Raw genomic sequence first — 26,851 nt, forward strand, 5'->3', positions numbered from 1 at the left:
GCGATGGATCTGAGGGAATCGCCCGAGCAGCAGGAGCTCCGCAAGGAGTTGCGCGCGTACTTCGCGGCGCTGCTGCCGGAAGAGAAGCGTCGCGCGGCCGGCGAGCAAGGTGTGGGTGGCGAGTACTTCCGCGAGATCGTGAAGTTGCTGGGCAAGGACGGTTGGCTCGGTATCGGCTGGCCCAAGGAATTCGGTGGACAGGGACGCTCCATCGAAGAGCAGTTCGTGTTCTTCGACGAGGTTCAGCGCGCAGGTCTGCCGTTTCCCTTCGTGACGGTCAATACCGTCGGACCGACGTTGATGAAGTACGGCACCGAAGAACAGAAGGAACGTTTCCTGCCCGGCATCCTGGCCGGCGACATCGTCTTCGCAATCGGGTACACCGAGCCGGAGGCCGGAACGGACTTGGCTTCGCTCAAGACCCGCGCAGTCCTCGACGGTGACGAGTGGGTCGTCGACGGCAACAAGATCTTCACCAGTGGCGCCAACACTGCCGACTACGTGTGGCTGGCCTGCCGCACCGACGCGGATGCCCCCAAGCACGAGGGAATCTCGATCCTGATCGTCCCCACCGAGGATGCAGGCTTCGAGTGGTCACCGATCAACACCGTCGGCGGCTTGATGGTGACGTCCACGTACTACTCCGGCATTCGAGTTCCGTCGAAGGACGTTGTGGGCGAGGTCAACGGCGGCTGGCAGCTCATCACGGCTCAGCTCAACCACGAGCGAATCGGCCTGGCGGCCATCGGTGGTCGCACGTACGGTCTGTGGAACCTGGTCCTGGACTGGGCCAAGGAAAACGGCGCCATCGACATCCCGTGGGTGCAACAGGACTTCGCTCGCACACACGCCAAGCTCGAGGCCATGCGACTGCTGAACTGGAAGATGACGGCAGCCGTCGCACAGGACACGCTCTCCGGAGCCGACGCCGGTGCCACCAAGACGTACGGGACCGAGACTCACGTCGACGTCTACCGCACCCTGCTCGGAATTCTCGGCTCCGCCGGTCGCATCCGCCCCGAGTCTCCGGGCGCTCTGCTTGCCGGTCAGATCGAGCAGATCTCGCGTCAGGGTGTCGTGAATACCTTCGGCGGCGGCGTCAACGAAGTTCTGCGGGACATGGTCGGCACCATCGGGCTCGGCTTGGTTCGCGAAAAGAGGATCAAGTGAGCGACATTTCGGCGCAACTCGACGCTTTTGTCGGCCAGACGCTTGTTCCCACCACCTGGGGGCCAGACGAGGTCAACATCCCCATGATCCGGCATTGGGCCGAGACCATGGGCGATACCAACCCCGTCTACCTCGACGACGAAGCTGCCCGCGCCACCGGCCGTGACGGCGTCGTCGCTCCCGCTCAGATGCTTCAGGTCTGGATCATGCGGACCTTTACCGACAAGATGGCGGGCAACGACCCGTCGCAGGTGTGGACCGATCTGATCGCCACCCTCGACGCAGCCGGCTACAGCTCTGTCGTGGCCACCGATTCCGATCAGGAGTTCTTCGCCGAACTGCGCCCAGGCGATCGCGTTAACTACACCGAGGTCATCGAGTCGATTTCGCCGGAGAAGAAGACCGGCCTCGGTGTCGGACACTTCGTCACGACGCTCAAGACCTACCGCAACGGTGACGATCAGGTTGTCGGCACCCAGCGGTGGCGGACGCTGCGGTTCAAACCTCAGGAATCTGCTGCGCCCGAAGCTCCTCGTGCACTGCGTCCGCGTCCGGCTCTCAACGCGGACAACGCTTTCTGGTTCGAAGCAGCCAAGGAGCACCGTCTGGTGATCCAGCGCTGTACGTCCTGCAAGACGCTGCGTCATCCCACCGGCCCGATGTGCGGGGAGTGCCGGTCACTCGAGTGGGACACGATCGACGCGTCGGGTCGTGGCACGGTGTACAGCTTCGTGGTCAATCACCACCCCAAGATCGACGCGTTCGACTACCCGCTCATCGTTGCGGTAATCGAACTCGAAGAGGGAACCCGATTGATCGCCAACATGGTGGGTATCGCGCCCGAAGATGTCGTGGTCGACATGCCCGTGGAACTTGACTGGATCGACGCCGACCCGGATCTGACGCTTCCCGCGTTCCGGCCGGCCGTACGCGAGGAGCACTGATGGACTTCAATTTCAGCGAAGAGCAGGAAGCAATTCGCGCACTGGCCGACGAGGTCTTCACCAGCAAGGCAACGATCGAGCGCACCAAGGAGATCGAACTCTCCGCCGAGCGCGTCGACCGTGAACTGTGGCGCGAACTCGCGAGCACCGGCCTGCTCGGTATCGCCCTGCCGGAGGAGTTCGGCGGCGGTGGCCTCGGCTTGTCCGAGCTGTACGCACTGCTCGAACAGCAGGGACGTCACGTTGCGGCCGTGCCGATCTGGGAAACGACCCTTGCAGCATTGGCTGTCAACGAATTCGGCTCTGATTCCCTTCGCGCCGAACTCCTTCCGGGAGTTGCCGACGGCAGTCGATTCCTGACCGTCGGTCTCGAAGAGTTCGGTCCGTACACGGGCGGCGACCCACTGACCACGGCTGAGCAGGACGCCGACGGCAACTGGACTCTGACGGGTGAGAAGGCAGTAGTGCCGATGACTCACGTCGCGAACCTTGCTCTCGTTTCGGCAACCGCTTCCACTGGTACGGCACTGCTGCTGGTCGACCTGAGTGCCGAGGGAGTGACGCTCGAACAGACGCAGTCCACCAGTTGGGAGATCTGTGCCAACGTCACCTTTGCCGGTGCCCCCGCGCAGCTGATCGGTGCGGCTGACGGCACCACGGTTCCGTGGCTGATCGACCGCGTTCAGCTGGCATTGGCCGCAATCCAATGGGGCGTCGGGTCGGGTGCAGTCGCGCAGGCCGTCACGTACCTGAACGGCCGCAAGCAGTTCGGCCGTCCGCTGGCGACCTTCCAGGCCGTCAATCATCAACTCGCTGACTGCTACATCGATCTCGAAGCGATGCGCGTGACACTGTGGCAGGCCGCCTGGCGCATCTCCGAGGGACTGGATCTCGGCACCTCGGTACTGGTCGCCAAGTGGTGGGCTACCGACGGCGGACAGCGCGTCGTGCATCGCACCACGCATGTTCACGGCGGCATGGGCGTCGACACCGACTACCCGGTTCACCGTCACCTGTTGTGGGGCAAGCAGATTGCTGCCACCCTCGGTGGTTCCAGCTCCGATCTGGCGCGTCTGGGTGCGCAGCTCGCATCCGGTGTGGAGGTGCTCGCATGACCGTTCTTGCCGGTCGTAGCTACGCAGACGTCGTTGTCGGAGAGGCATTGCCCGAGTTGGCGATCCCGCTGACCCGCACGTTGATCGTCGCCACGGCAATCGCCACTCGCGATTTTCAGGACGTGCACCACGATCCGAGCCTGGCCCAGGAGCGTGGCTCGAAGGATGTCTTCATGAACATCCTCACGAGCAACGGTCTTGTCGGTCGATACGTCACGGACTGGGCCGGATCTGCATCGACCCTGCGCCGCATCGCCATTCGTCTCGGGGCGCCCAACTACCCGGGTGACACCATGACGATGACCGGTGAGGTCGTGTCCAAGGAAGACGGAGTGGTCGTGGTCAAGGTGCAGGGTGCAAACAGCCTCGGCAACCATGCATCCGGCACCGTCGCAGTCGCTTTCAAGGAAGAGGAGAGGCCCTGATGGCGATCAGCCCACTCTCGGGAGCCGCCGCCATCGTCGGCATCGGATCCACCGAGTTCTCCAAGAACTCCGGCCGTACCGAACTGCAGTTGGCGTGTGAGGCCATCGTCGCGGCACTCGCTGACGCCGGTATCGATCCGTCCGAGGTCGACGGTCTGTCCACCTACACGTCGGAGACGAACGGCGAAGCGATCGTGGCTCGCAACTGTGGTCTCGGCGAGCTGAAGTTCTTCTCGCGCATTCACTACGGCGGCGGCGCTGCGTGTGCCACCGTGCAGCAGGCAGCCATGGCAGTTGCGACGGGTGTTGCCGACGTCGTGGTCTGCTACCGCGCCTTCAACGAGCGCTCCGGTGTGCGCTACGGCCTGGGCCAACACGATCGACCGATGGACAGCACGGCTGACCGCGCCGCGTATGCGTGGATGACTCCTCAGGGATTGTCGACTCCCGCTCAGTGGGTCGCCATGTTCGCCCGCCGCTACATGCACCAGTACGGTGCGACGAGTGAGGACTTCGGACGAGTTGCAGTGGTGGCGCGCAAGCATGCCGCCAACAACCCGGCTGCTTGGTTCTACGAGCGTCCGATCACGCTCGAGGACCATCAGAACTCGCGCTGGATCGCCGAGCCGCTGCACCTGCTCGACTGCTGCCAGGAAACCGACGGCGGCCAGGCATTGGTCATCGTCTCTGCCGAGCGCGCAAAGGATCTGGCCAACAAGCCCGTCGTCATCAAGGGCGCCGCTCAGGGCAGTAGCAAGGATCAGCACATGATGACCAGCTACTACCGGCCCGACATCTCCGGTATCCCGGAGATGGGCCTGGTTGCTCGTCAGCTGTACGGCCAGAGCGGCCTGACACCGGACGACATCAACGCCGCGATCCTGTACGACCACTTCACTCCGTTGGTGCTTCCCCAGCTCGAAGAACTGGGCTTCTGCAAGCCAGGCGAAGCAAAGGACTTCATCCGCGAAGGCAACCTCGAGATCGGTGGACGCCTGCCGTCCAACACTCACGGTGGTCAGGTCGGCGAGGCGTACCTGCACGGTGTCAACGGAATTGCCGAAGGTGTGCGACTGGTGCGAGGCACGTCGACCAACCAGCCCGAGGGCGTCGAAAACGTATTGGTCACAGCCGGAACAGCAGTACCCACCAGCGGTCTCGTTCTCGGCGCTGTTTGAGAGAGGAAAAGACAGTGACAACTTCGGAAGCTGCGAAGACCGCCGGCGATTGGCGTGGAGCCGATCTCGGGACCCGCACCGTGTCGTACACCGAGCGCGACGCGATCCTGTACGCACTTGCCGTGGGCGCCAAGGCGACCGAGCTGGACCTCGTCTTCGAGGATCAGCTTCGGGTACTGCCGACCTTTGCTCTGACGCTGGCGCAGTGGGCTCCCGACGCTCTGGGTTCGGCGGGCGCCTTCGACACCTCGACGGCACTGCACGGCTCGCAAGAGCTGAAAGTGCTTGCTCCGCTTCCGCGTAGCGGTGACGTGACCTTGAAGGCTTCGGTCGGCGAGGTGTGGGACAAGGGCGCAGCGGCCGTGTTCGAAGTGAAGGTGGAGTGCGAATACTTCGTCGCGACCTGGTCACTTTTTGCCCCCGGTGCCGGTGGATTCGGCGGAGAACGTGGACCCTCACGTCCGGCGGAGCCGACCGGCGAGCCTTCGTTGACCGGTGTGCTGACCACAGCGGAGAACCAGACGGCGATGTACCGGCTCCTGGGCGACAAGCACCACATCCACATCGATCCCCAGGCTGCGGCGCGGATCAACCAGCCGCGTCCGATCATGCACGGCCTGTGCACGTTGGCCGCCAGCACACTCGAGCTTGCTCGGGTCGCCGGAGTGCATCCGGCTGATCTTGTCAGTCTCGAAGGTCGATTCGCTGCGGCGATCCATCCGGGTGAGGCGCCGTCCATCGTTGCGTGGGGAACTCCCGACGACCTGGCCTTCCAGGTCACCAAGGGTGATCAGGTAGCGATTTCCGGTGCACGAGTGAGCTTCTCCGCTCGCTAGTCCCTCCAGACTCAACTGCGGGGTGCTTGACCCCTCGTCGCGCCCCGCAGTTGTTCACACGAAGAAGCAGCCCCCGAGCGAATCCGCTCAGGGGCTGCTTCGTATTTGTTTCAATCCTGGTGGGTCGCCATGTAGCGAGCCGGGTACTCACCGCCGCCGTGAACGGCGATGTCGGCGCCGTTCACGTACGAGGAGAGCGGGCTCGCCAGGAACAGGCAGGAGTTGGCGATATCGGCCGGCACGGCCATGCGCTCCATCGGAATGGTCCTGGTGACCGCAACGCCGCCGTCGGCGCCGTAGACCTCGGCGGCAGCCTCGGTACGGATCAGGCCGGTGGTGATGTGGTTGATCCGGACCTTCGGCGCCCATTCGAGGGCCAATGCCTTGGTCAGAACGAGGAGGCCTGCCTTGGCTGCGCTGTACGCCGCGGTTCCGGGCTGCGGGTCGATCGCCGAGACACTGCCGATGTTGATGATGGCACCGCCGTCGTCCTGAGTCTGCATCACTGCATTTGCGGCCTGGGCAACGTTGAAGGGTGCCAACAGGTTCAGGGCCACGATCTTCTCGACGAAGCGGGGTGACACCGTCGCAGCATCGGCATCGGGGGAGCCGCCGGCGTTGTTGACCAGGACGTCCAGACGGCCGAAGCGCTCGACGGCATCCTGGACGAGGGCTGCGGCGTCGGCGGGATCGCGGACGTCAGTGGCGCGAAAGGCTGCGCTACGGCCGTCGGCGGTGGGTAGGTTTTCGGGCTCGTTACGGCCACAGACCAGCACGTTCGCACCCGCGGCGAGGAAGGTTTCGGCGATGACGTAGCCGATGCCTTTGGTGCCGCCGGTGACGATCACCGAGCGTCCGCTGAAATCGACGGGGTTGGGCAGTGTCACGGTGGAGCCTTCCTGGTGCGGTGCCGAGCTGAATTGCCGCCCAATGTGATTGACGCGACGTGGTCGCACACCTTAGGGTCAAGCAAGTGCTTGGTTGTTTTGTAGGTCGAGTGTAGACGACAAACGGCGGCAGTCACCAGAATCGACCGGTCCCTCCCGCAAAGGGACCTCTGCGTCGACGGACATTGGAGTAGTCACATGGGCAAGCTCGAAGGCAAAGTTGCACTCATCACGGGTGCGGGTCAGGGAATCGGGCAGGGGATTGCCCTGGCCTTGGCCAAAGAGGGCGCCGTGATCGCCGTTGCCGGCCGCACCGAATCCAAGTTGCACACCACGTGCGGACTACTGGCTGACATCGGTGCGCGCGGTGAGGCGGTGGTCTGCGACGTCAGCAAGAAGGACGACATCACCGACGCCGTGGACCGTACCGTCGAACTGTTCGGCGGAATCGACATCCTGGTCAACAACGCCAACGACTGCAAGCCCGGCCCACTCTCGAGCGTGCTCGACGAAGACTTCGAGCGTTCCTTCGCGACGGGGCCGCTCGCCACCCTGCGCATGATGCAGGCGTCGTACCCCCACATGAACAGTCGTGGCGGTGGCGTCATCATCAACATGGTCACCTCGGCGGCGGTGCGCTGGGATGCCAGTAACTACGGCGCTTACGGTTCCATCAAAGAAGGCATGCGCTCGTTGACCCGCGCTGCGGCCTGTGAATGGGGCAAGGACAACATTCGCGTTCTCAATGTTGCCCCGCACGCCAAGACTCCCGCGTTGCAGTGGTGGATGGACAAGAATCCCGAAGAGGCAGCGGCATTTGTCGCAGGTATTCCGCTGGGACGCGTCGGAGACCCCGAGACCGACATCGGTCGTGCCGTCGTCTTCCTCGTCAGCGAAGACGCCGGGTACCTCACGGGTGCCACGATCCCGCTCGACGGCGGCCAGTCGCGCTGGGGCTGACCGTCATCGACCCGATCAGGTCATCACGGCGCCGCCGTCGACGGCAATCGTCTGGCCGGTGACGTTGCGAGCCTTGTCACTGAGTAAGAAGGCGACCATCTCGGCGATGTCTCCGGGCGTCTGAGCTCGACCCATCGGAACCATCTGTGCGACAAAAGAATCGAAGACGTCAGCATCGGAAACATCTGTGAGCGAGGGATCGCGTCGACGCAGTTCCTTGATGGTTCGAAGCCACATGTCGGTGAGGATCAGGCCGGGCATGACCGTATTCGAGCGAAGTCCTCGAGTCGCACCGATCCGGGCGACGCTGTGACTCATCTCGATCACGGCGGCCTTCGACGGTCCGTAGTGCGCGAGCATGTCACCGCCCAAGCGGGCACCGATCGACGCGATGTTGACGATCGCTGCCGGACCCTCGGTTCTGCTCACGAATTCGCGGCACATCAGGAAGCTGCCCTTGGTGTTCACCGCAAAGGTGTTGTCCCACTGGTCTTCGGTGATCTCGAGGAACGGAGTGAAGACGCCGATTCCGGCGCCGTTGACGAGTGCAGTCGGGCTTCCGGCCGATGCAGCCACGTCGAAGGCGTTCTTGACGTCACCTTCACGTCGAACATCGCATCGTGCCGTGTGGACTGCTACGCCAAGGCTTTCCAGGCGTGCTGCGGTGTCGGCGAGTGCGGCCTCTTCGATGTCGAGGAGAAGCAGGGTGCCGAAGTCCTCCGCAAGGCGCTCGGCAATAGCGGCGCCCAACCCGGCAGCTGCGCCGGTGACAATGGCTACGGGCGCGCTCACGGCAGGTGCGTTTCGAGCAGTGGGGCAAGCAGTTCGGCTGCGCGCGCCGCCGTGATGACTTCGCTCGGGTCCACCTTGGTCACGACTTTCGAAGCAGAATCTTCGTAGACATGCTCACCGATGAGTCGCCCCTGCTCGTCGTACGGCCAGACAAATGCCAAGGTCCGACGCACGAGATACCAACCGTCGGGGTCGATGTCCGACGACTGTTCGGGGGCTGCGGGGGTGGATCCACCCGATTCGTGCACCGCGCCGAACACCCCGTCTCCCAGAATCGATCCTGGGACGAATTGACTGAAGAGAGTCTCACCCGAGAATCCGCTGTCGGAGACCGCGAAGTCGGACTGTCCGGTCCACATGACAAGGGTGTCCGTCTCGGCGAGTGACTGGTAGAAGTTGGTGACGGCGTCCATGCCGTCCAGAACAATCGACTGCCCGTCTTCGAACAACCGGTAGACGGGTTCTTCGACGGTCATGTCGGGCGAGAGGATTTCCTTGTAACGACCGGAGACCTCGAGCAATGCGTGGCGCCGGTAGTTTCGGAGGATCTTCTGGTGCCGCGGATTGTCGATGGTTTCCAATTGCTTTTCGACGCCATCCATCATGTGGACGAATTCGTGCTCGTACTTGCTCATCACATCTCCTGGTTTCGCGGATTCGGCGGGCTGTCCGGATCTGCGACAACTGTGACCTGACGTGGCATTCGCTGTACATGTAGAACTTCGTTCGACAATTGCCGGTTTGCTTAACTCCGCTGTTCAGATACCGTGATGGTCATCACTTTGCTGGCGAACGGCGGCCTAAGACAACCGAATGGACGGTAATGAAAAAGGCGAGAAGAGGTGAAGATCTGAATCTGCGGTTGGTGTCCTCGTTGCTCGTCGTCGTGGCGGAAGGGCACTTCGGACGAGCGGCAGACCGGTTGTTCGTCACGGCGCCTGCTCTCAGTCAGCAGATTCGTCGACTCGAGGAACAGGTGGGTGTCGAGTTGGTTGATCGCAGTTCGCACCCGGTGGTGCTCACCGCCGCGGGTGAGGTGTTCGTCGCGGATGCGCGGCCCGCTCTCGAGTTCGCCGTTCGCGCGATGAACGGGCTCGACGCACTCGAGCGTCGGCGGGCCAGGCGGTTGCGGATCGGATTCATCAACGGGGCGGCCGGAAGTTTGGGACGTGCGGTGATCGATTCGTTGCATGCGGAGGTGGAGCTGGTCCAATTGGACTGGTCCCAACAGGTTTCCGCGGTGGCGAGCGCGACCGTCGACGCGGCCTTCGTGCGACCGCCACTGCCGGTGCTCGACGGTGTGGTGCTCGAACGGATAGGCGTCGAACCGCGGGTGTTGGCTCTGCCTCGAGGGCACCGACTGGCGGGTCGCGCGAGCATCGAGATTTCTGAAATAGATGGGACTGTGCAGGTTTCGAGTGACGGCGCACCACCCGAATGGGTGAAATGGTGGTCGGTGGACCCGCGCCCGAGTGGTGTACCCGTCCGGTACGGTCCCTCTGTCCGCACGATGGACGAAGCGCTCGAGGTTGTCGCCAACGGTCGGGCGGTGGTGATAACGGCAGCAACCATTGCCGAGTACTACACCCGCTCGGATATCAGTTTCGTGCGCATTTCCGACATCGAGCAGTGTTCGATCGATCTGTGTACCCGCGAGGGCGACAGCAGTCCGGCAGTGATCGAGCTACGCAAAGCTGTTTCAGCCCTCGGTACCGCCAGGTGATTGCCGTGTCCTGATGTGATGCGCATGTACTCGGATGAAATACGCATTCTTGCCGTCTTCGTTTTAGTCGGATAGACTAAAACCATGAAAACGATCAGCACGGCACTTGAAATCGTCGAGGCAGCACGAGTTTCGGCCGATGTGTTCGGGGGAGGCTCCAGCGATCTCGACACCCGTCGCGCTGCGAAGCGTCGTTTTCATCGGCTCGCCTCCGCCATTCATCCGGACCGGGCGAAGCCCGAAGATCGGGTGCGATACTCGGCCGCAACATCTCGGTTGAACGAGCTATACCGCAGTTGGACAGCGGAGTTCGAGCCGGCAGATTCTCGGCCCGTTTATGTCGGCGAGCGGGGCGAGTACACGTTGGGTGGACTGGTAGCGCGCGGCTCGGTCGCTAACCTGTACCGGTCCGATGCCGGTGTCGTACTGAAGATTCCGCGAGACCCTCGGGCGAACTCGATGATCGAGGCCGAACGGAATGTGTTGACGGACATCGAGAATTCGTGCGAAGCCGGTTGGGCAGTCTCGTACTTCCCGCGATTGATCGATCAAATCACCCATGTGGGCAGCGGCACGAGACGTCAGATCGATGTGTTGGACGATCTGACCGAAGGTTTTGTGAGTCTCGCCGACGTCCGTGAGGCGTATCCAGGTGGCCTCGATCCACGGGACTGGGCGTGGATGCACCGACGGCTACTTCGGGCTCTGGCAGCAGCGCATGCGACTGGTTGGGTGCACACGGCGATTACCGCGGAGAACGTGCTGATCGAGCCTGATCGGCACGGGGTGGTGCTGGTCGGCTGGTCCTTTGCCACCCGTACGGGCAGCCGCCCGGTGGCGACGATCGGTTCCGATCGTGATTCGTACCCACCGGAACTCGGCGAAGGAGCGTCTCCGGCCTGGGACGTCTACATGGCTCATCATTTGATGCTCCGAATGCTGGGCGAGCAGACCCACGAACGGATGAAGGTGTTTGCCGACGGCTGCATGCAGGACAACCCGAGATTGCGTCCCGACGCGGTCGACCTACTGGGTGAGTTCGACGAACTCCTCGATCTTCTCTATGGCCAGCGGACATTTCGTCCGTTCGCCGTTCCATCCACGAAAGGACAGTGATTGTCATGGGCTACGGATACTGGGACGACAACACCTATTTGGCGGGCAAGACTTTTCGTGCCGCACGCGGTGTCGACGATTTCGGTTACACCGATTCGCTTCGGTCGCGTCCGCGAAGCAGTTGGAAAGCGGACCCGACCCTCGACCCCTTCGGCGTCGACAAGCGTGAATGCCGAGACTCGGCCGGGCACCCCGATTCTCTCCCGATAGCAGTGCTTTTCGATGTCACCGGCTCGATGGGCGCTGTTCCTCGAATCATGCAGGACAAGCTCGGAAAGCTGCACGGGCTGCTGCAACGCAAGGGATACGCGGATGATCCGCAGATTCTGTTCGGTGGTATCGGCGACGCCGATTCCGATCAGGTGCCACTACAAGTCGGCCAGTTCGAGTCGGGTAACGCGATGGACGAGCAGCTTCGGACCATCTTCCTCGAGGGCAACGGTGGTGGACAGAAGTCGGAAAGCTATGAATTGGCAGCATATTTCATGGCGCGCCACACCAGTACGGATGCCTGGGAGAAGCGTGGAAGGAAAGGCTACCTCTTCATCATCGGCGACGAGCTGAACAAGCCGCGACTCTCGGCTCGTCACATCCGTTCGGTGATCGGCGACAAGGTACGTCAGGACGTATCGGTCCCGTCGATCTACCGTGAACTCGAAGAAAGATGGAATGTCTACTTCGTTCTGCCAGATCAGTCGTCGTACTTCAACGATCCGGAAATCGCGGATCACTGGAAGAAGTTGCTCGGTGAACGCTTCGTCAAACTCGACGACCCCGCTGCGGTGTGCGAACTGATCGCGCTGACGGTCGGAATCGGCGAGGACCGCATCGACCTGCGTGACGGACTGGCGGATCTCCGCGACATCGGTTCAAGAGCTGAAGCCGAGACCGTCGGCAAGGCTCTCGCTCTAATTCCAGGGCGCAGCACCGCGACGGTGGCCGGGTTGCCCCACGATCTCGGAACCGATACGGACGATGTTGATTTCGCATAGAAGGAGAGCATGATGGAGCCGTTCGAAGACCGAGATATCGTCGTCGTAGACCTCGGGTTCGGAGATGCGGGGAAGGGAGCAACCGTCGATTGGCTTTGCTCCGACCAAGCCGATTTGGGTGTGGCCGCAGTGGTCCGGTTCAACGGTGGGGCACAGGCAGCGCACAACGTGACGGTCGGCGAGCGCCACCACACGTTTTCGCAGTTCGGTTCGGGAACGCTGTCCGGCGTCCCGACGTTTCTCTCGAGATTCGTGTTGGTCGAGCCCATCGCCCTCGCCCGGGAGGCGCGTGCTCTGGAAGCGCTCGGAGTTCGAAATCCGTTCGATCTGATACGGATCGACGCGCGCGCATTGTTGACGACGCCGATTCACGTGGCCGCCAACAGGGCCCGTGAGGATGCTCGCGGCGGTAACCGACACGGCTCGTGTGGCAAGGGGATCGGTGAGACCGCGGCGTATGCGCTCGAAGTTGCGAATGCGCCTACGGTGGGAGACTGCCGGCGACCTGATTCCTTGCGTCGTAAGTTGTCGGCGTTGGCCACATTCTACGGACCGTTGATCGCGGAGAGTCGCCACGGTTTTCCGCCGATCGACGACATGGTCGACATGTACGCGGAATTCGGTGCCGTCGTGGACATCGCCGACCCGGATGCGCTGGGCGCGTTGGGTGCCCGTGGTCGTCTGGTATTCGAGGGGGCACAAGGTGTCCTTCTCGACGAGTGGCGGGGGTTTCACCCACACACCACGTGGTCGACGGTCGAGCCGTCCAACGCGCGAGCGATGATCGACGAGTTGGGCCGGGACAGTTACGTACTCGGCGTCACCCGCACGTACATGACACGACACGGAGCTGGGCCCTTCCCGACGGAGGATCCGGAGCTGGCGAAGGTGTTGCCCGAGCTGCACAACGGGACGGGTGAGTATCAAGGCGGATTCCGGACGGGCCACCTCGACGAGTTGTTGTTGCACTACGCAATCGAGGTGAGCGGTGGCGTCGACGGTTTGGCGCTTACTCATCTCGACGCGATGGATCGCGCGCGGGCTGCAGGCGTCCCGATCCACGGGGTGCACGCGTACGAAGGATTGCCGTTCGTTCCCGTCGGAGAGTGGAAGGATCTCGATCACCAGCAGGCGCTGACAGATTCCCTGAAAGCCGTAGGGGTCGTGCCGAAGGAACTTCCGGCCGACCCGGAGGATTTCGCCCGGTATCTGAGCGAGGAAATGGGTGCGCCGGTAGTGCTGACCGCGAACGGTGCCGACCGGGTCGATCGTCAGATGCGATGCCCAGTGCCTGCATGATGGACGGTGTGGACCAGTCACTTGTCTCGATCGATGTCATCGCGCTCCGGTTCGGCAATCCGGAACCCGGGATGTTGCGATTTGCCGTCACTCCGCGGCAAGCGGAGCCGTACACCGGGCAGTTGGCGCTGCCCGGTGTACTGCTGGGCGCCGGTGAGCGGTTGCAGGACGCCGCCAGGCGAGCCGTGACCACCAAGCTCGGAATTCCCGACGAGAAGATCCTCGTCAGCGGTCAATTGACCGTGTTCGACGAACCCAATCGAGACCCCCGCGGTCCGACGCTCTCGGTGACGATGTGGGCAGTGATCTCGTCGGACGAGGTGCCGGGTTCGGCCGAATGGGTGAGCTGGGACAACCCGGGGGACCTTGCGTTCGACCACAATCGGATAGTCGCCGATACCCGCCCGATCCTTGCTGACACCCTGTTGTGGCGAGATCAGGCATTCACGCGGGCACTACTGGGTCCGTTGTTTCCGGCGTCGTACGCGCTGGCCGTGGCGGAGGAGCTTTCCGGTGTGCGTCCGGACCCGGGCAACTTGAACCGGACGCTCAAAGCGTTGCCAGGGCTGGAACGTACGGACGAACGAGTCCGGGTCAGTGCCACCGGGCGACCCGCGGTGGTCTGGGCGTGGACCGAAAACAGCTGACCTACCTCAGAAGTTGCCCCGCGCGGCCTGCTCACGCTCGATCGCTTCGAACAGGGCTTTGAAGTTTCCCAGTCCGAATCCCAGTGAGCCGTGGCGTTCGATGATCTCGAAGAACACGGTGGGACGATCTCCGATCGGCTTGGTGAAGATCTGAAGAAGATAGCCGTCCTCGTCGCGGTCGACGAGGATGCCTCGCTTCTGCAATTCCTCGATCGGAACTCGAACCTCTCCGATACGCGCGCGCAATTCGGGATCCTCGTAATACGAAGCCGGAGTAGAGAGAAACTCGATTCCTTCGTCGACCAGAGCATCGACTGCTCCGAGGATGTCGTTGGTCGCAAGTGCGAGATGCTGAGCGCCGGGACCTTGGTAGAACTCGAGGTACTCGTCGATCTGTGACCGCTTCTTCGCGATGGCAGGTTCGTTGAGTGGGAACTTGACTCGGTGATTGCCGCTCGAGACGACCTTGCTCATCAGCGCGGAGTAGTCGGTGGCTATGTCGCCGCCCACGAACTCGGCCATGTTGGTGAATCCCATGACCCGGTTGTAGAAGTCGACCCACTGGTCCATCTTGCCGAGTTCGACATTGCCGACGACGTGGTCGAGGGCCTGGAAGATTCGCTTGGGCGCGCCGTCACGCTTGCGGTACGACGACGTCCGTTCGGCGTATCCGGGAAGGTAAGGGCCGGTGTAGCGGGAACGGTCGACGAGGGTGTGCCGAGTCTCGCCGTACGTCGCGATGCTGGCCAGGCGAACGGTGCCGTGCTCGTCGGTGACGTCGTGCGGTTCGCTCAACACTGTCGCGCCTTGGGTGATGGCGTGTGCGATGCACTTGTCCACGTCGGGGACGCTGAGCGCGATGTCGCGGATACCGTCGCCGTGACGGCTGTGATGTTCGATCAGCGGACTTGCCGGATCCACAGCGCCCTTGACGACAAACCGCACGGCCCCACTTTTGAGTACAAACGCGTGGTGGTCGCGGTTTCCCGTCGACGGGCCTGAATAGGCCACCAATTCCATGCCGAATGCGGACTGGAAGAAATGTGAAGTCTGCGTGGCATTTCCGACGATCCATTCGAGGCCGTCCCAACCGCTCACGGGGAAGGGATCGTGATCGCTGTCGTACTCGACCAAGCCGACCAACTGGCGCAATTGCTCCAGATCCAGGCCGGCCAGCTGTTCGTCGTCGGTGAGAGTCTGTTCGACGGTCATGATGAGTCCCCTCTGAGTGCGATGTACACAGCGCGGTGCGCGAGTTATGTTCGGCACTGCCAGTACAAACAGATAAGTCCTTGAGAGGTTGGGTAGTCAACGGAGGTAGTTGAAAGTAGACACAGCGCCGGAATGCGAAGATGGTGGCACTGTTTTGTAGGCAATTTGCATAGTTGAACGACGAGTGGAGCAGACGTGAATCTCGACGCAGTGGATCTGGCTCTGTTGGACGCGATGAACAAGCACCCGAGAGCCGGTGCGTTGGAGCTGTCGCGTCAGGTCAAGGTTGCGCGGGCGACAGTGCAGGCGAGATTGAAAAGGATGGAAGATGCGGGCGTCATCGCCGGATACGCGCCGCACGTCAATTTAGCTGCAGCGGGTTTCGGAGTACAGGCATTCGTGACTTTGCAGATCGCCCAGGGGGCGCTCGACACCGTCACAGCGGAACTCGAGGCAATCCCCGGTGTGCTCGAAGCCTTTGCCACCACCGGCTCCGGCGACGTGCTGTGCCGGATTGCCGCTGCGTCGCACGAGGATTTGCAAGCGACGCTGCTCGAACTGAATCGGTCGGGGATAGCCACCCGGTCGACCAGCGTCATGGTTCTCTCGGTTGTGGTGCCGCTCCGGTCGATGCCCCTCCTGCAGACTCTGCAGTCGGAGCAGACGACCAAGGCCCCGGCGTACCGACGAGGCGGTCAGTCTCGCTGACGACCCGGAGCCCAGAATCCCAGAACGATCGCGGATACCCACATGATCGCAGCGAGCGTGAGTGCTCCTTGATCCATGCCTTTGATGAAGGCTTCACGGGCGAATTCGGCCAACTGGGCACCCTGCGGCCCGGCTGCTTCGGCGACGTGGAGAGCGGCGGCCAGAGAACCGGATACCGGCTCCTTGGCCGGTTCGGGTAGCAAGTCGACCGCGGGCTGGACGTGATTTCCGTAGCCGGCGGCGAGGATACTTCCCGCCAGTGCAACGCCGATGGCGGAGCCGATCTCACGGGTTGCGTCGTTGACTGCTGATGCAACACCCTGTTTGGAGTCCGGTGCGTTGGAGACGATGGCAGCAGTGGCGGGGGTTGTCGACAAACCCAATCCAATAGCGGCCACTACCAAGGGAACACAGACTTCGGCATAGGTCGAACTGGCGTCCAAGCGCGTCAAGAGCGCAATTCCGGTTCCGAGGAAGGCAACCCCGGTTGCGGTGAGGGCGCGAAGGCCGATACGCGGAATCAGTAGGGGAGCAACCACGGACAGCGCCATCACCGGCACAGCGATCGGCATGAGGGCGAGTGCCGATTGCAGGGGGGAGTAGTCGAGCACCAGTTGGAGATACTGCACGATCAGGAAGAACAGGCCGAAGGTCGCCAGAAATTGCAGGGTCAGTGACGCCGCGCCGCTGCCGAATGCACGATTGGCAAACAGTCTGACGTCCAGAAGTGGATGGCGAGTGGGTAATTCGACCCAGCTGAAGACTGCCGTCATGGCAATTCCGCCGATCAGCAACGCGAGAACCACCGGATCGAGCCAACCGCGGGCGGGTGCCTCGATCATGCCCAGGACAAACAGTCCGATCGAGCCGGCGATCAGCGCTGTACCAGGTAGATCGAGTGGAGTTGCCTCCGTGTCCTTCGACGTCACGATCGTGAACGACACCACGAGGATGAGAACTGAGACGACGGCCAGGCTGACGAAAATCGAATGCCAGGACCATTTTTCGAGGAGTAGCCCGGAGACGACGAGTCCGGCGATTGCACCGGATCCTGCGACGCCGGACCAGACTCCGACGGCGCGGGCACGCTGCGCCGGCGGGAAACCTGCAGTGAGTAGAGACAGCGTCGCCGGCATGACAAACGCGGCGCCGACGCCGGAGATCACGCGGGAGACGATGATCCACGACGGTTCGTCCGCGAAGACCGGAATCGACGAGCCGGCAGCAAAAACGAGTAGTCCGAACATGAGCAGTTCTCGTCGACCGTATCGATCGCCGAGTGCGCCCGCCGGCAACAAGAGACAAGCCAGCGTGAGCGTATACCCGTCCACGATCCACGTGAGCTGGCTCTGTGTTGCACCGGTATCGCGGGCCAAGTCGGGAAGGGCCGTGTTGAGCGCGGCCATCGCTGCGACGACCAGCGCGACGGCGCAGCACGCGACCGTCAGCATCCAGATCTGCCGGATGGTCCACGTGGACTGTTCGAGCGTCGTATCGCTACTCACGAAACCTCCCGATAGAAACAAGACCATCAGTATCGTTACAAGAACAGCAGTTCCACAACCCCCAAGTGGGTATAACTGAAGTTGTGACGGTGGGAATCGACAAGCAGGGAATCGAACAGCAGGGAAACGACGAGGACCCGCGCAAACAGCGTTCCAGATCCAGGTTGCTCGACGCAGCGACCACGCTGCTGGCAGAAGGCGGCGTCGACGCCGTGACGATCGATGCCGTCACCAAGTTGGCCAACGTCGCGCGTGCGACGCTGTATCGCCATTTCGACAGCGGCACGGAGCTACTCGCCGCGGCATTTGCTCGCCTCTTACCGCCGGTGCCCGAGATGTCCGGGGAGGGTGACCTCCGCGCGCAGTTGCTCGAGTTGTTGACCAGTCAGGCCAAAGCCATCGAAAGCGCACCGATCCAGGTGACGGCGATGTGCTGGCTCGGCTTGGGGCCGGAACTGAAGGGTTATTCGAGCGTCGATGCCCTGTCCACGGACAAGCCCGAATTGCGATCGCTGCGCCAGACGGTTTTCGAGCAGTACCGACACGCGTTCGATCGGATCCTGCGCTCGCCGGACGCGATCGACGCGTTGGGGGAGTACGACTACGACGTCGCACTTGCTCAGTTGGTCGGACCGTTGGTGCTCACCAAGCTGGCCACGCTGACGCCTCTCGGGGAGGCTGCGTGTGAGCAGATCGTGGACGACTTTCTGGCTGCACGCGGAGTGTCGAGCTGAGAGCTCACGGCTCCAGATTGCGGCGTAGCACGTACTGCTCGAGCCTGTCGATGCCGCGCACTCGTCGCGGACGAAGGTGCCGCAGTTTGAAATTGGCGTCCGAGCCGAGTTGGGTGGCCAACTCGGAGTCGATCAGCACGGTGCCGGGACGAGCAGAGCTGGTGAGACGCGCGGCCTTGTTGACCACCGAACCGTAGAGATCTCCGAAGCGAACCAACGTCGGCCCCATGGCCAGGCCCACCCGAAGCTGCGGATCGTCGTGATCGGCGAGGACCGCCTGCTGGATCTGCAAAGCGATCTCGGCTGCGTGATGAGGACTCTCGGCGGCAAACATGACCTCGTCACCGACGGTCTTGACCACCCAGCCGTAGTTGCGACCGATGATTTCGGTGGACGCGGACTCGAACCGCTCGAGCAGATCGTTGAGTTCGGCGGAGTCGAGGCCGCGGGTCAGCGAGGTGTACCCGACGATGTCGGCGAAACCCACGACCAGAACACGACTCGCTACTTCTTCGCCCGGGTTTCCCACGTTGCGGCCCGTCGACGACGCGACGTGACGCTTCCATACGTACGTCTGCAGAGATTCGACAGCGGGAATGATCTCGGCGCCGAGGCGCAGAACGATCTTCCGGATCGCTTCGGGCTCGTGATCTGCCGAGTCGGCGAGCTGGTCGATGATGTGTGTGCTGATCAGCGAGACCTGCCACTCAGCCAACCTCGACATCGACTGCCCCAGTGAACGGGCGGCAGCCACCTCACTGCTCTGCGAGATGACTCCTCGATTGACCATGTCGATGATCGTCTTGAGGGCGTTGGCGTCTTGCTGGGTGAACATGACGGCGTCGGGATCCTCGTCGACGGCAAAGCCCATCGCGACCCACAAACGATCGGCACGCTCGCGTGTCACACCGGCGAATTCCGCGATCTGCGATTGCGTGAAGCAGCGCGGTCCGCCGAGGAGGGACTCCTCGATGTCGGCTTGAATCCGGCTGAGCAGATGAGCATCGACGTCGACCGGATCAGCAGTGTGAGGTTCGGCAACGTGAGATTCAGCAGGGGCGGGTTCGGTGACCTCGTCGATCCACTCTGACTCCGAACTGCTCACCGTGCTCCTTATTGCCGCAACGAATTTCTGTCCACCATCTTCCACGCGGTGCCCCGAGAACAGTACTGAATTGGCCGAACCGTCTACGGATCCTCGGGCTCAGGCGGGCGGTGAGAGTCAACACGTCGGTGGCTTGTGCAAGAGTTGCCCCGAGAAAAGCACTGTCGATACCGAAACGCACGAGATACTTCTGAAAGGACCTGCGCATGCCACCCCGTAGACGTTCCGGCGCTGCCGCATCAACGCCGGATCACCTCACTGCGGACAATCTGGCAGCGCTCGCCACGGCTGTCGCCGAAGGCAAGCGCGCCACCGTCTATCTGCGCGAGGCGACCCCCAGCTTGGGGATCGAAGCCGGTACCTCGGCGAAAGTCGTGTCGGTGGACGGCAACACCGTGATGATCCGCCCCAAAGGCGTCAACGACGAATTGCCTTTCGAGGCAGAGGAATTGCGCATAAACCGCGTCTCCGCGGCACCGGCCAAACCGGCGCCACGGCCCAAACCAGTTGTGGAGTCCGAGCCCCTGATGGAGCCACTCGTAGAGCCTGTTCGACCGAAGCCGCGTGCGCAGCCTGCACCCGCTCCGGTACCGACTGCCACTGCTGCCCCTGCCGCGACACCTCGTCCGGCCGTCAAGCGTGCGAAGAAACTGCCGGCCGGTATCAGCGTCACCATCCATGCCGGCGCGGACAACGACTGGAGCGTGACGGTCACACAGGGCGCCAAGCGTCCGGGCAAAGCAGTTCCGGTCGCACCCGATGCGGTCGAGCGAGCTGTCCGCGAGTTGGGTGAGCCCACCGCAATCGAGGCTGTCGAGTCCATCATCGTCGCTGCACGGGACATGGCTGCAGCGCGAGTCGACGAGTTGAGTCGTCAGCTCGAGGAGGCACGCAAGATGCTCGAAGCGCTCGGAGCTACCGACTAGAAACGCTGCGTAGGTCCGCACTTTCCGGGGTATGCGTTTTTTGCAGCGGGGAGATTACCGGCGGAGAGATTGTGATGTTGCAGCGAATTGTTTCGGCTCTGGCAGCGTTGGTCTTGGCACTCGGACTCGGGTTCATCGTCAGCAGCAACGCCGTTGCTGCACCCACGCCCATGGGTGGTGGTTCGGGCATCATCATCGACAATCAGCTGGTCTGTACGTTGACCACTATCGGTCACGACAACGGCGGCAGACTCGTGGGTATCACCGCAGGTCACTGCGGTGGTCCTGGATCGTTCGTGATCCCGGAAAGCAACGAGGACGCAGGCGTGGTCGGCACGTTCGTCGAGTCGAATCCGGACCTGGACTACGGGGTCATCCAGTTCGATCCGGGCAAGGTCACACCAGTTCGAACGGTGGGCGCGGCAACCATCACCTCGATCGGCGCTCCGGCCAGCTTCCCGGCTACAGCCTGCAAGGAAGGCCGTACGACGGGCACGACCTGCGGCGTCGTCTGGGGAGACCTGAGCGCCGACGCATCCACCTGGACTCAGATCTGCGTCGACCACGGTGATTCGGGAGCCCCGGTCACGGTCGGGACGACGCTGGTCGCGATGGTCAACGCCTACCTCTGGGTGCCGTGCCTGGGGCCGGAACTCGGCACCAACATGACCTCCATCGTGGACACGATCAATGCCCACGGAGGTGTCGGCGCCGGGTACCGGCCGATCTAGCGGCGGGCTGGGATCAGCCGCACACTGCTCCACCCGAGGCTGATCCCACGAGCTTGGAGTACTTGGCCAACACACCACGTGTGTAGCGAGGCGGCAACGGCTCCCAGCCCTTCTTGCGGGCTTCCAATTCGGAGTCGTCGACCAACAATTCGAGTTGTCCGGTACCCACGTCGAGCCGGATCTGATCGCCGTCGCGAACGAACGCGATGGGACCGCCGTCGACGGCCTCGGGCGCAACGTGTCCGACACACAGGCCGGTGGTGCCGCCCGAGAATCGTCCGTCCGTCAGCAACAGGACGTCCTTGCCGAGACCCGCGCCCTTGATCGCGCCCGTGATGGCCAGCATCTCGCGCATGCCGGGACCACCCTTCGGGCCTTCGTAGCGGATGACGACAACGTCACCGCCGGTGATGGTGCCGTCCTCGAGAGCATCCATCGCGGCGCGCTCGCGTTCGAAAACCCGTGCAGTGCCGACGAATACATCAGACTCGAATCCTGCCGACTTGACCACCGCGCCGCCGGGCGCGAGTGACCCCTTCAAGATCGTGATGCCTCCGGTCGGGTGAATGGGCTTGTTCATCGCCCGCAGGACCTTGCCGTCCGGATCGGGCGGGGTGATGTGCGCGAGATTCTCCGCCACGGTCTTACCGGTGACGGTCAGGCAATCTCCGTGCATGAGTCCCGCGTCGAGTAGTGCCTTCATGATCACGGGGACGCCGCCGATACGGTCGACGTCCGTCATGACGTGCTTTCCGAAAGGCTTGACGTCGGCGAGGTGCGGGACCTTCGCGCCGACGCGAGCGAAGTCGTCGAGCGTCAGCGGGACGTACGCTTCGTGCGCGATCGCGAGGAGATGGAGCACCGCATTGGTGGATCCGCCGAATGCCATGACTACTGCAATGGCGTTCTCGAACGCTTCCTTGGTGAGGATGTCCCTCGCGGTGATACCTCGACGCAGGAGTTCGACAACGGCTTTGCCGCTCTCGCGGGCGAAGCCGTCGCGGCGACGATCCGGTGCGGGCGGTGAAGCGCTGCCGGGCAGCGACATTCCCATGGCCTCGGCGGCGCTGGCCATCGTGTTTGCCGTGTACATGCCGCCGCACGCGCCTTCGCCCGGGCAGATCGCCCGTTCGATGGTGTCGACGTCGGCGCGGCTCATCAGCCCACGCGAGCAGGCGCCAACCGCCTCGAACGCGTCGATGACGGTGACTTCCCGCTCACTGCCGTCGGAAAGTTTGGCGACGCCGGGGAGGGTGGAGCCGGCGTAGAGGAACACGCTGGCGAGGTCGAGGCGGGCCGCCGCCATCATCATGCCGGGCAACGACTTGTCGCAGCCGGCGAGAAGGACCGATCCGTCGAGACGCTCGGCCTGCATGACGGTCTCGACGCTGTCCGCGATCACTTCACGGGAGACGAGGGAGAAGTGCATGCCCTCGTGCCCCATCGAAATGCCGTCGGAGACGGAGATAGTGCCGAATTCGAGAGGGAACCCGCCGGCTTCCCGTACGCCCTCCTTGACGGCCTTGGCCAGGCGATCGAGGGACAGGTTGCATGGCGTGATTTCGTTCCAGGACGAGGCGACGCCGATCTGCGACTTGACCCAGTCGTCGTCGCCCATTCCTACTGCACGCAACATGCCGCGCGCTGCGGTCTTTTCGAGTCCGTCGGTGACGTCACGACTTCTGGGCTTGATGTCGGGTTCGGTCATTTTCCAAGCATAGGCGTCAGCGGGGTGTGTTTCCGGCAGACGAGCGACTCGACTTGCCGACAAACGCCGTCCGTCGTGAATAGACTCGTCGCATCGCAGTTGGGGCTGAGTGTGCAGGTGATTGACGTACAGGGGGATTCACGTGGAGTCGGAACTGACTTCGGCTTTCGGATTTGCAGTTCTGGCCGCCTTCTTGACCGGTAGTGGTGTCTTCCTGGTCGTTCTGACGGTTCTGCACGAGATTGCCCGGTGGAAGGGCCGCTTCGTATCGGTGTGGGTGACTTTCTTTGCCGCTCTGCTGATACTGCCCATCCTGTTCGGCGCGTTGATCGCAGGCTATTCCGCGTTCTCCGAGGTCGACGGGTCCGAGGCTCTGCTTCCGCCGGCGTTCTGGATCCTGATCGCGGCCGGGGGTGCACTCGGCGGTTACATCGGAGTCAAGGTCGGTGTGGTTCGAGGCTCGGCCCTCGATTACCGGTTGTGATCGGGATCGACTCGATCAAACTTCCAGAGAAGCGCAGGCGAAGCCTGGGTGAACATCCCGAAGCTCTCTTGAACGCCCGTTCAGGTGCGGGTTCACTCCTAGCGTGCACACGAATGCCTTCGATCGAATATCCAGACGTGGCCTGCTGCAGGGATCGGCGGCCCTTGCCGGCGCAGTAGGTCTCGGTGTCGCTTCGGCGAGCCACGCCGGTGCCGAGGTTCCGGGTGGCAGCCCGGGCTTCGCGCACGGCGTGGCATCCGGTGACCCGTTGCCGGATGCGGTGATCATCTGGACCCGCATCACCCCGACGGCAGACGCGACGCCCGGTTCCGGCGTCGGGCCGGCGGTGACTCTCAACTGGCAGGTCGCGACCGATGAGGGGTTCGCGAGCGTCGTTGCGTCCGGAAGTGTTGCTGCTTCGGCGGATTCCGATCACACCGCGAAGGTCGACGTCACCGGACTCGATTCGTCGACGACGTACTGGTACCGATTCACTGCGGGTTCGGCTGTTTCTCCGGTGGGCCGCACCCGCACGGCTCCGTCGAACTCGGCAGATCTCGATCGTCTCCGCTTCGGCGTGGTGTCCTGCTCCAATTGGGAGGCGGGGTATTTCGGTGCCTATCGTCACCTGGCATTCCGCGAAGACCTCGACGCGATCATCCACCTCGGTGACTACATCTACGAGTACGGGCAGGGGGAGTACGGCGCGAGAAACGGATCCGTTCGCCTTCACGAGCCGGCCCACGAGATCATTTCGCTGGCCGACTACCGAATTCGGCACGCGCAGTACAAGACAGACCCGGATCTGGCAGCTCTGCACCTGAAGCTCCCGTTCATCACCACGTGGGACGATCACGAATCGGCCGACAACGCGTACCGGGACGGCGCCGAAAACCACACTCCCGGTGTCGAAGGTGACTGGGCAGATCGAAAGGCCAACTCGGCCAAGGCATATTTCGAGTGGATGCCCGTCCGCCCGTCGGGTAGTGGTTCGAGCGTTCAGCTGTATCGTCGGTTCCGCTTCGGGAATCTGGCCGAGATCTCGATGCTCGATCTGCGTACTTACCGCGACGAGCAACCGACCATGAAGCAGGTCGACGATCCGTCGCGCACCATTACCGGACGCGCACAGATGGATTGGTTGACCAACGGAATCGTCACCTCCCCGACGCAGTGGAAGGTCGTCGGCAATCCGGTCATGATCACGCCCTGCGTGTTCCCGCCGCTGGAACCGGCGACCACCGCGGCGTTGACCGAACTGGTGGGTGTGCCGCAGGCCGGTGTCCCGTACAACACGGATCAGTGGGACGGGTACACCGCCGACCGCACCAGGCTTTTCGACGCGATCACCTCGAACGGTGTGGACAACACCGTCTTCATCACCGGTGACATCCACACGTCGTGGGCCTGCGACCTACCGACCAACGCCGCCAACTATCCGGGTGGGCCGACCGTCGGCGCCGAGTTCGTCGTCCCGTCGGTGACGTCGCCCAATATCGACGACATGCTGAAAGTGCCACCGCGCACGGTAACCGTTGCGGCAGAAGAAGCATTCAAGGCCGTGAACCGACACGTGCGGTACGTCGAACTGGATTCGCACGGCTACGGCGTATTCGAAATCGCCCGCGAAGGTACTCAGATGGACTGGTACTACGTCGACGATCTCACCAATCCGCAGAGCAATGCGCACTACGCCGTGAGCTACCGTCTTCCGGCAGGCGCGGGCAGTAGAGTCTCACCCACCTCGGCCGCCCTCGATCAGGCCTCGTACCGACCAGGAGTCGACCAGTGAGTATCGAAGTTTCGCGTCGTAGCGTTCTGATCGGTGGAAGTGTTGTCGCCGGAACGGCATTGCTCGGAACGCCCGCTCGCGCGAGTGTTCCCACCAGCGCCGGAATCCCAGACCTGGACGTGCATGTCATAGTCGTAGACGGCATGCGGCCGGACGAGCTGCGATCGGAGCTCACCCCGACGCTGACCGGGCTTGCGGCCGGCGGTATCCACTACCCGGACGCCAGTGCCATCACGATCGCAGAGACGCTGCCGAACCACACGGCGATGATGACGGGAGTGCTGCCGGCGCGTTCGGGTGTACCCGCCAACTCCGTCTACGATCCGGCCATCGACAAGAAGCGTGACCTCGATCGGCCTTCCGACCTGCAGGCATCGACGGTTCTGGATCGGGTGCGCACCGAACTCGGATTGACCACTGCGAGTGTGCTGTCGAAGCGCTACCTGCACGGGTTGTTCGGTGACCGCGCCTCACTGGTGTGGGATCCGCAGCCGCTCGTTCCCGGTACCGAGCATGCGCCGGACAACTTCACGATCGACGCCTTGATCCGTATCGTCGGCGGGAACTCGCCGCGGCTCTCGTTCACCAACCTCGGTGACGTCGATCGGGTCGGGCACCTGGATCTGTCCGGTCCGTCCGTCCGGATCGCTCGCACGGCTGCACTTCAGAACACCGACAACCAGGTTCGCCGCTTCGTCGACTTCCTTCATGACACGGGGCGCTGGAATCGGAGCATTCTGATCGTGTTGGCCGACCACTCGATGGACTGGTCGGAGCCCGCGCGGCTCATCGGCTTGGATCGACCGCTGAACGCGGACCCGTTGCTGGCAGGCAAGATTCGAATCGCCCAGAACGGTGGCGCAGACCTGATCTACTTCGTCGGACCCGATGGCGAACGGGCGGAAGCCGTCAGCCGGATTCAGCAGATCGTGGATGGTGTGGACGGCGTCGAATCCAGCCACCTCCCCGCCGAATTCGATCTCGGCACCAATGCCGGTGACGTCGTTGCGTTTTGCGCTCAGGGCTGGCGGTTCAGTGATCCGACTCCACTGTCCAACCCGATTCCCGGCAACCACGGTCATTTCGTGACACTGCCCATCCCGTTCTTCCTCAGCGGCGGGCATCCCGCTCTCGACGGTGGACGGAAGATCGACACGCAGGCTCGCACGATCGACGTCGCACCGACGGTTGCGGCTCTGCTCGGCCTCGGTGCACCTGCCGGCGGCTGGGACGGCGTCGCTCGCACGACGGGTGTGTCGCTGAACGTCTAACGAGGATCGCGACCGGTCAGGGCAATCAGCTTGTCCTGCAACGACGCATCGTCAGGAAGATCGACGGGAGCGGAAAACAGACCGCTCTCGGCGAGCATGTCGCGCTGCCCGTCGAGGTCGGACCAGACGGCCTCGACGAGGTCTGGATCGAGTCGCTCGTCTGCTCCGACCGCTCGCGCAAGGTCCCAGGTGTGGATGGTGACGTCCGAGGTCTGCTGGCGCAGATAGGGTTCCACCTTCACCGTGCCGTACGAGAGGTGAACGTGGGCACTGAGGTCCGTCGATTTCCACGCCTTGATGGCGGCATCGGAGTACTTCTGCCATTCGGTCCACAGGTCGTCCCCGACGGGAACGATGTCCGGTGTCGCCTCGCCGACCGTCAGTCCGGCCAGGAGCGGCGGTACCCACTGCTGCTCCTCGATGACGTGGCGGACGAGGTGTTCGACGTGCCAGTCGGAGTCGGGCGTGGGTGCGTTCCAGTCCTCGACCGCAGCGAGTCGTGAACCGAATTCGCGGTGGGCGGTGAGTACGAGTTCGAGCCAATCGAATGCCATCACTCGAGGGTAACCCGATCAGCGTGACGTTAATCGG

Annotated in this window: 27 protein-coding genes; 19 read left to right on the plus strand and 8 right to left on the minus strand. The window is 62.9% G+C overall.

What is annotated here, in order from left to right; all coding sequences use genetic code 11:
• Positions 1-3 precede the first annotated feature (3 nt).
• From ACN50D_RS07345 to ACN50D_RS07370, 6 genes are read left to right on the plus strand one after another with little or no spacing between them, the layout of a single operon-like run.
• Positions 4-1,170, plus strand: a complete 1,167-nt coding sequence (locus ACN50D_RS07345) for an acyl-CoA dehydrogenase family protein (RefSeq protein WP_211920892.1) — start codon at positions 4-6, stop codon at positions 1,168-1,170.
• Entirely contained in the window at positions 1,167-2,114 is a 948-nt protein-coding gene (locus ACN50D_RS07350) for a bifunctional MaoC family dehydratase N-terminal/OB-fold nucleic acid binding domain-containing protein (protein ID WP_042924809.1), read from the plus strand. Before ACN50D_RS07345 ends, ACN50D_RS07350 begins: the two co-directional genes overlap by 4 nt.
• Positions 2,114-3,229, plus strand: a complete 1,116-nt coding sequence (locus ACN50D_RS07355) for an acyl-CoA dehydrogenase family protein (protein ID WP_030537002.1) — start codon at positions 2,114-2,116, stop codon at positions 3,227-3,229. Before ACN50D_RS07350 ends, ACN50D_RS07355 begins: the two co-directional genes overlap by 1 nt.
• A complete protein-coding gene (locus ACN50D_RS07360; protein WP_003940399.1) occupies positions 3,226-3,654 on the plus strand; it encodes a MaoC family dehydratase in 429 nt (142 codons plus the stop codon). The genes ACN50D_RS07355 and ACN50D_RS07360 overlap by 4 nt, the downstream gene beginning before the upstream one ends.
• A complete protein-coding gene (locus ACN50D_RS07365; RefSeq protein WP_003940050.1) occupies positions 3,654-4,832 on the plus strand; it encodes a lipid-transfer protein in 1,179 nt (392 codons plus the stop codon). The genes ACN50D_RS07360 and ACN50D_RS07365 overlap by 1 nt, the downstream gene beginning before the upstream one ends.
• 14 nt (positions 4,833-4,846) lie before the next feature.
• On the plus strand, positions 4,847-5,668 hold the full coding sequence (locus ACN50D_RS07370; protein ID WP_007732645.1) for a MaoC/PaaZ C-terminal domain-containing protein: 822 nt from the start codon (positions 4,847-4,849) through the stop codon (positions 5,666-5,668).
• Between the two features lie 110 nt (positions 5,669-5,778).
• Here the strand turns inward: ACN50D_RS07370 and ACN50D_RS07375 are convergent, their stop codons facing one another.
• Positions 5,779-6,555, minus strand: a complete 777-nt coding sequence (locus ACN50D_RS07375) for an SDR family oxidoreductase (protein ID WP_054187449.1) — start codon at positions 6,553-6,555, stop codon at positions 5,779-5,781.
• Between the two features lie 198 nt (positions 6,556-6,753).
• Here ACN50D_RS07375 and ACN50D_RS07380 point away from each other — a divergent pair, with 198 nt between their 5' ends.
• On the plus strand, positions 6,754-7,515 hold the full coding sequence (locus ACN50D_RS07380) for an SDR family NAD(P)-dependent oxidoreductase (RefSeq protein WP_058226566.1): 762 nt from the start codon (positions 6,754-6,756) through the stop codon (positions 7,513-7,515).
• Between the two features lie 15 nt (positions 7,516-7,530).
• On the opposite strand, the gene ACN50D_RS07385 is transcribed toward ACN50D_RS07380, so the two are convergent.
• Positions 7,531-8,307: an SDR family NAD(P)-dependent oxidoreductase gene (locus ACN50D_RS07385; RefSeq protein WP_007732641.1), complete on the minus strand. Its 777-nt coding sequence runs from the start codon at positions 8,305-8,307 to the stop codon at positions 7,531-7,533.
• On the minus strand, positions 8,304-8,942 hold the full coding sequence (locus ACN50D_RS07390) for a hypothetical protein (RefSeq protein ID WP_007732640.1): 639 nt from the start codon (positions 8,940-8,942) through the stop codon (positions 8,304-8,306). The genes ACN50D_RS07385 and ACN50D_RS07390 overlap by 4 nt, the downstream gene beginning before the upstream one ends.
• 188 nt (positions 8,943-9,130) lie before the next feature.
• On the opposite strand from ACN50D_RS07390, the gene ACN50D_RS07395 reads away from it, so the two are divergent.
• The 5 genes from ACN50D_RS07395 (at position 9,131) to ACN50D_RS07415 (ending at position 14,084) form a co-directional block, all read left to right on the plus strand.
• Positions 9,131-10,030: a LysR family transcriptional regulator gene (locus ACN50D_RS07395; protein WP_054187448.1), complete on the plus strand. Its 900-nt coding sequence runs from the start codon at positions 9,131-9,133 to the stop codon at positions 10,028-10,030.
• Between the two features lie 84 nt (positions 10,031-10,114).
• The gene (locus ACN50D_RS07400) at positions 10,115-11,146 is read left to right on the plus strand and encodes a hypothetical protein (RefSeq protein ID WP_211920890.1); all 1,032 of its coding nucleotides are present in this window, start codon (positions 10,115-10,117) and stop codon (positions 11,144-11,146) included.
• 5 nt (positions 11,147-11,151) lie between these two features.
• The gene (locus ACN50D_RS07405) at positions 11,152-12,138 is read left to right on the plus strand and encodes a hypothetical protein (RefSeq protein ID WP_136470823.1); all 987 of its coding nucleotides are present in this window, start codon (positions 11,152-11,154) and stop codon (positions 12,136-12,138) included.
• A 9-nt stretch (positions 12,139-12,147) separates the two neighbouring features.
• Positions 12,148-13,437 (plus strand): adenylosuccinate synthetase, encoded by a 1,290-nt coding sequence (locus ACN50D_RS07410; RefSeq protein ID WP_047270739.1) that lies wholly within the window; start codon positions 12,148-12,150, stop codon positions 13,435-13,437.
• Complete coding sequence (locus ACN50D_RS07415) at positions 13,434-14,084, plus strand: NUDIX hydrolase (protein ID WP_211921070.1); 651 nt, start codon at positions 13,434-13,436, stop codon at positions 14,082-14,084. Before ACN50D_RS07410 ends, ACN50D_RS07415 begins: the two co-directional genes overlap by 4 nt.
• 6 nt (positions 14,085-14,090) lie before the next feature.
• On the opposite strand, the gene hppD is transcribed toward ACN50D_RS07415, so the two are convergent.
• A complete protein-coding gene (gene hppD, locus ACN50D_RS07420; protein ID WP_211920888.1) occupies positions 14,091-15,296 on the minus strand; it encodes a 4-hydroxyphenylpyruvate dioxygenase in 1,206 nt (401 codons plus the stop codon).
• Positions 15,297-15,491: 195 nt separating this feature from the next.
• On the opposite strand from hppD, the gene ACN50D_RS07425 reads away from it, so the two are divergent.
• Positions 15,492-16,004, plus strand: coding sequence for an Lrp/AsnC family transcriptional regulator (locus ACN50D_RS07425; protein ID WP_051649709.1), 513 nt, complete (start codon positions 15,492-15,494; stop codon positions 16,002-16,004).
• On the opposite strand, the gene ACN50D_RS07430 is transcribed toward ACN50D_RS07425, so the two are convergent.
• Positions 15,992-17,536, minus strand: a complete 1,545-nt coding sequence (locus ACN50D_RS07430) for an MFS transporter (protein ID WP_211920886.1) — start codon at positions 17,534-17,536, stop codon at positions 15,992-15,994. The two genes, ACN50D_RS07425 and ACN50D_RS07430, sit on opposite strands and share 13 nt — an antisense overlap.
• A 56-nt stretch (positions 17,537-17,592) precedes the next feature.
• Between ACN50D_RS07430 and ACN50D_RS07435 the strand changes: the two genes are divergently transcribed.
• Positions 17,593-18,243 (plus strand): TetR/AcrR family transcriptional regulator, encoded by a 651-nt coding sequence (locus ACN50D_RS07435; protein WP_030537009.1) that lies wholly within the window; start codon positions 17,593-17,595, stop codon positions 18,241-18,243.
• A gap of 4 nt (positions 18,244-18,247) precedes the next feature.
• Here the strand turns inward: ACN50D_RS07435 and ACN50D_RS07440 are convergent, their stop codons facing one another.
• Complete coding sequence (locus tag ACN50D_RS07440; RefSeq protein WP_007732623.1) at positions 18,248-19,348, minus strand: adenylate/guanylate cyclase domain-containing protein; 1,101 nt, start codon at positions 19,346-19,348, stop codon at positions 18,248-18,250.
• Between the two features lie 206 nt (positions 19,349-19,554).
• On the opposite strand from ACN50D_RS07440, the gene ACN50D_RS07445 reads away from it, so the two are divergent.
• Positions 19,555-20,274, plus strand: a complete 720-nt coding sequence (locus tag ACN50D_RS07445; protein ID WP_030537011.1) for a DUF6319 family protein — start codon at positions 19,555-19,557, stop codon at positions 20,272-20,274.
• Positions 20,275-20,348: 74 nt separating this feature from the next.
• Positions 20,349-21,005 carry a S1 family peptidase gene (locus ACN50D_RS07450; protein WP_007732621.1) on the plus strand — a complete coding sequence of 219 codons (657 nt, stop codon included), beginning with the start codon at positions 20,349-20,351 and terminating at the stop codon, positions 21,003-21,005.
• Positions 21,006-21,018: 13 nt separating this feature from the next.
• Here ACN50D_RS07450 and ilvD read toward each other — a convergent pair whose 3' ends face one another.
• Complete coding sequence (gene ilvD / locus ACN50D_RS07455) at positions 21,019-22,713, minus strand: dihydroxy-acid dehydratase (RefSeq protein ID WP_003940201.1); 1,695 nt, start codon at positions 22,711-22,713, stop codon at positions 21,019-21,021.
• Between the two features lie 142 nt (positions 22,714-22,855).
• Between ilvD and ACN50D_RS07460 the strand changes: the two genes are divergently transcribed.
• From ACN50D_RS07460 to ACN50D_RS07470, 3 genes are all read left to right on the plus strand, one after another.
• Positions 22,856-23,197: a hypothetical protein gene (locus tag ACN50D_RS07460; RefSeq protein ID WP_003940142.1), complete on the plus strand. Its 342-nt coding sequence runs from the start codon at positions 22,856-22,858 to the stop codon at positions 23,195-23,197.
• Between the two features lie 103 nt (positions 23,198-23,300).
• Positions 23,301-24,989 (plus strand): alkaline phosphatase D family protein, encoded by a 1,689-nt coding sequence (locus ACN50D_RS07465; RefSeq protein ID WP_003939836.1) that lies wholly within the window; start codon positions 23,301-23,303, stop codon positions 24,987-24,989.
• The gene (locus ACN50D_RS07470) at positions 24,986-26,260 is read left to right on the plus strand and encodes an alkaline phosphatase family protein (protein WP_054187442.1); all 1,275 of its coding nucleotides are present in this window, start codon (positions 24,986-24,988) and stop codon (positions 26,258-26,260) included. The genes ACN50D_RS07465 and ACN50D_RS07470 overlap by 4 nt, the downstream gene beginning before the upstream one ends.
• Here ACN50D_RS07470 and ACN50D_RS07475 read toward each other — a convergent pair.
• Positions 26,257-26,814, minus strand: coding sequence for a TIGR03086 family metal-binding protein (locus ACN50D_RS07475; RefSeq protein WP_020970773.1), 558 nt, complete (start codon positions 26,812-26,814; stop codon positions 26,257-26,259). The two genes, ACN50D_RS07470 and ACN50D_RS07475, sit on opposite strands and share 4 nt — an antisense overlap.
• Positions 26,815-26,851 lie beyond the last annotated feature (37 nt).

The sequence above is a fragment of the Rhodococcus sp. SB1D genome (assembly GCF_048573875.1).
GTDB classification, from domain to species: domain Bacteria; phylum Actinomycetota; class Actinomycetes; order Mycobacteriales; family Mycobacteriaceae; genus Rhodococcus_F; species Rhodococcus_F qingshengii.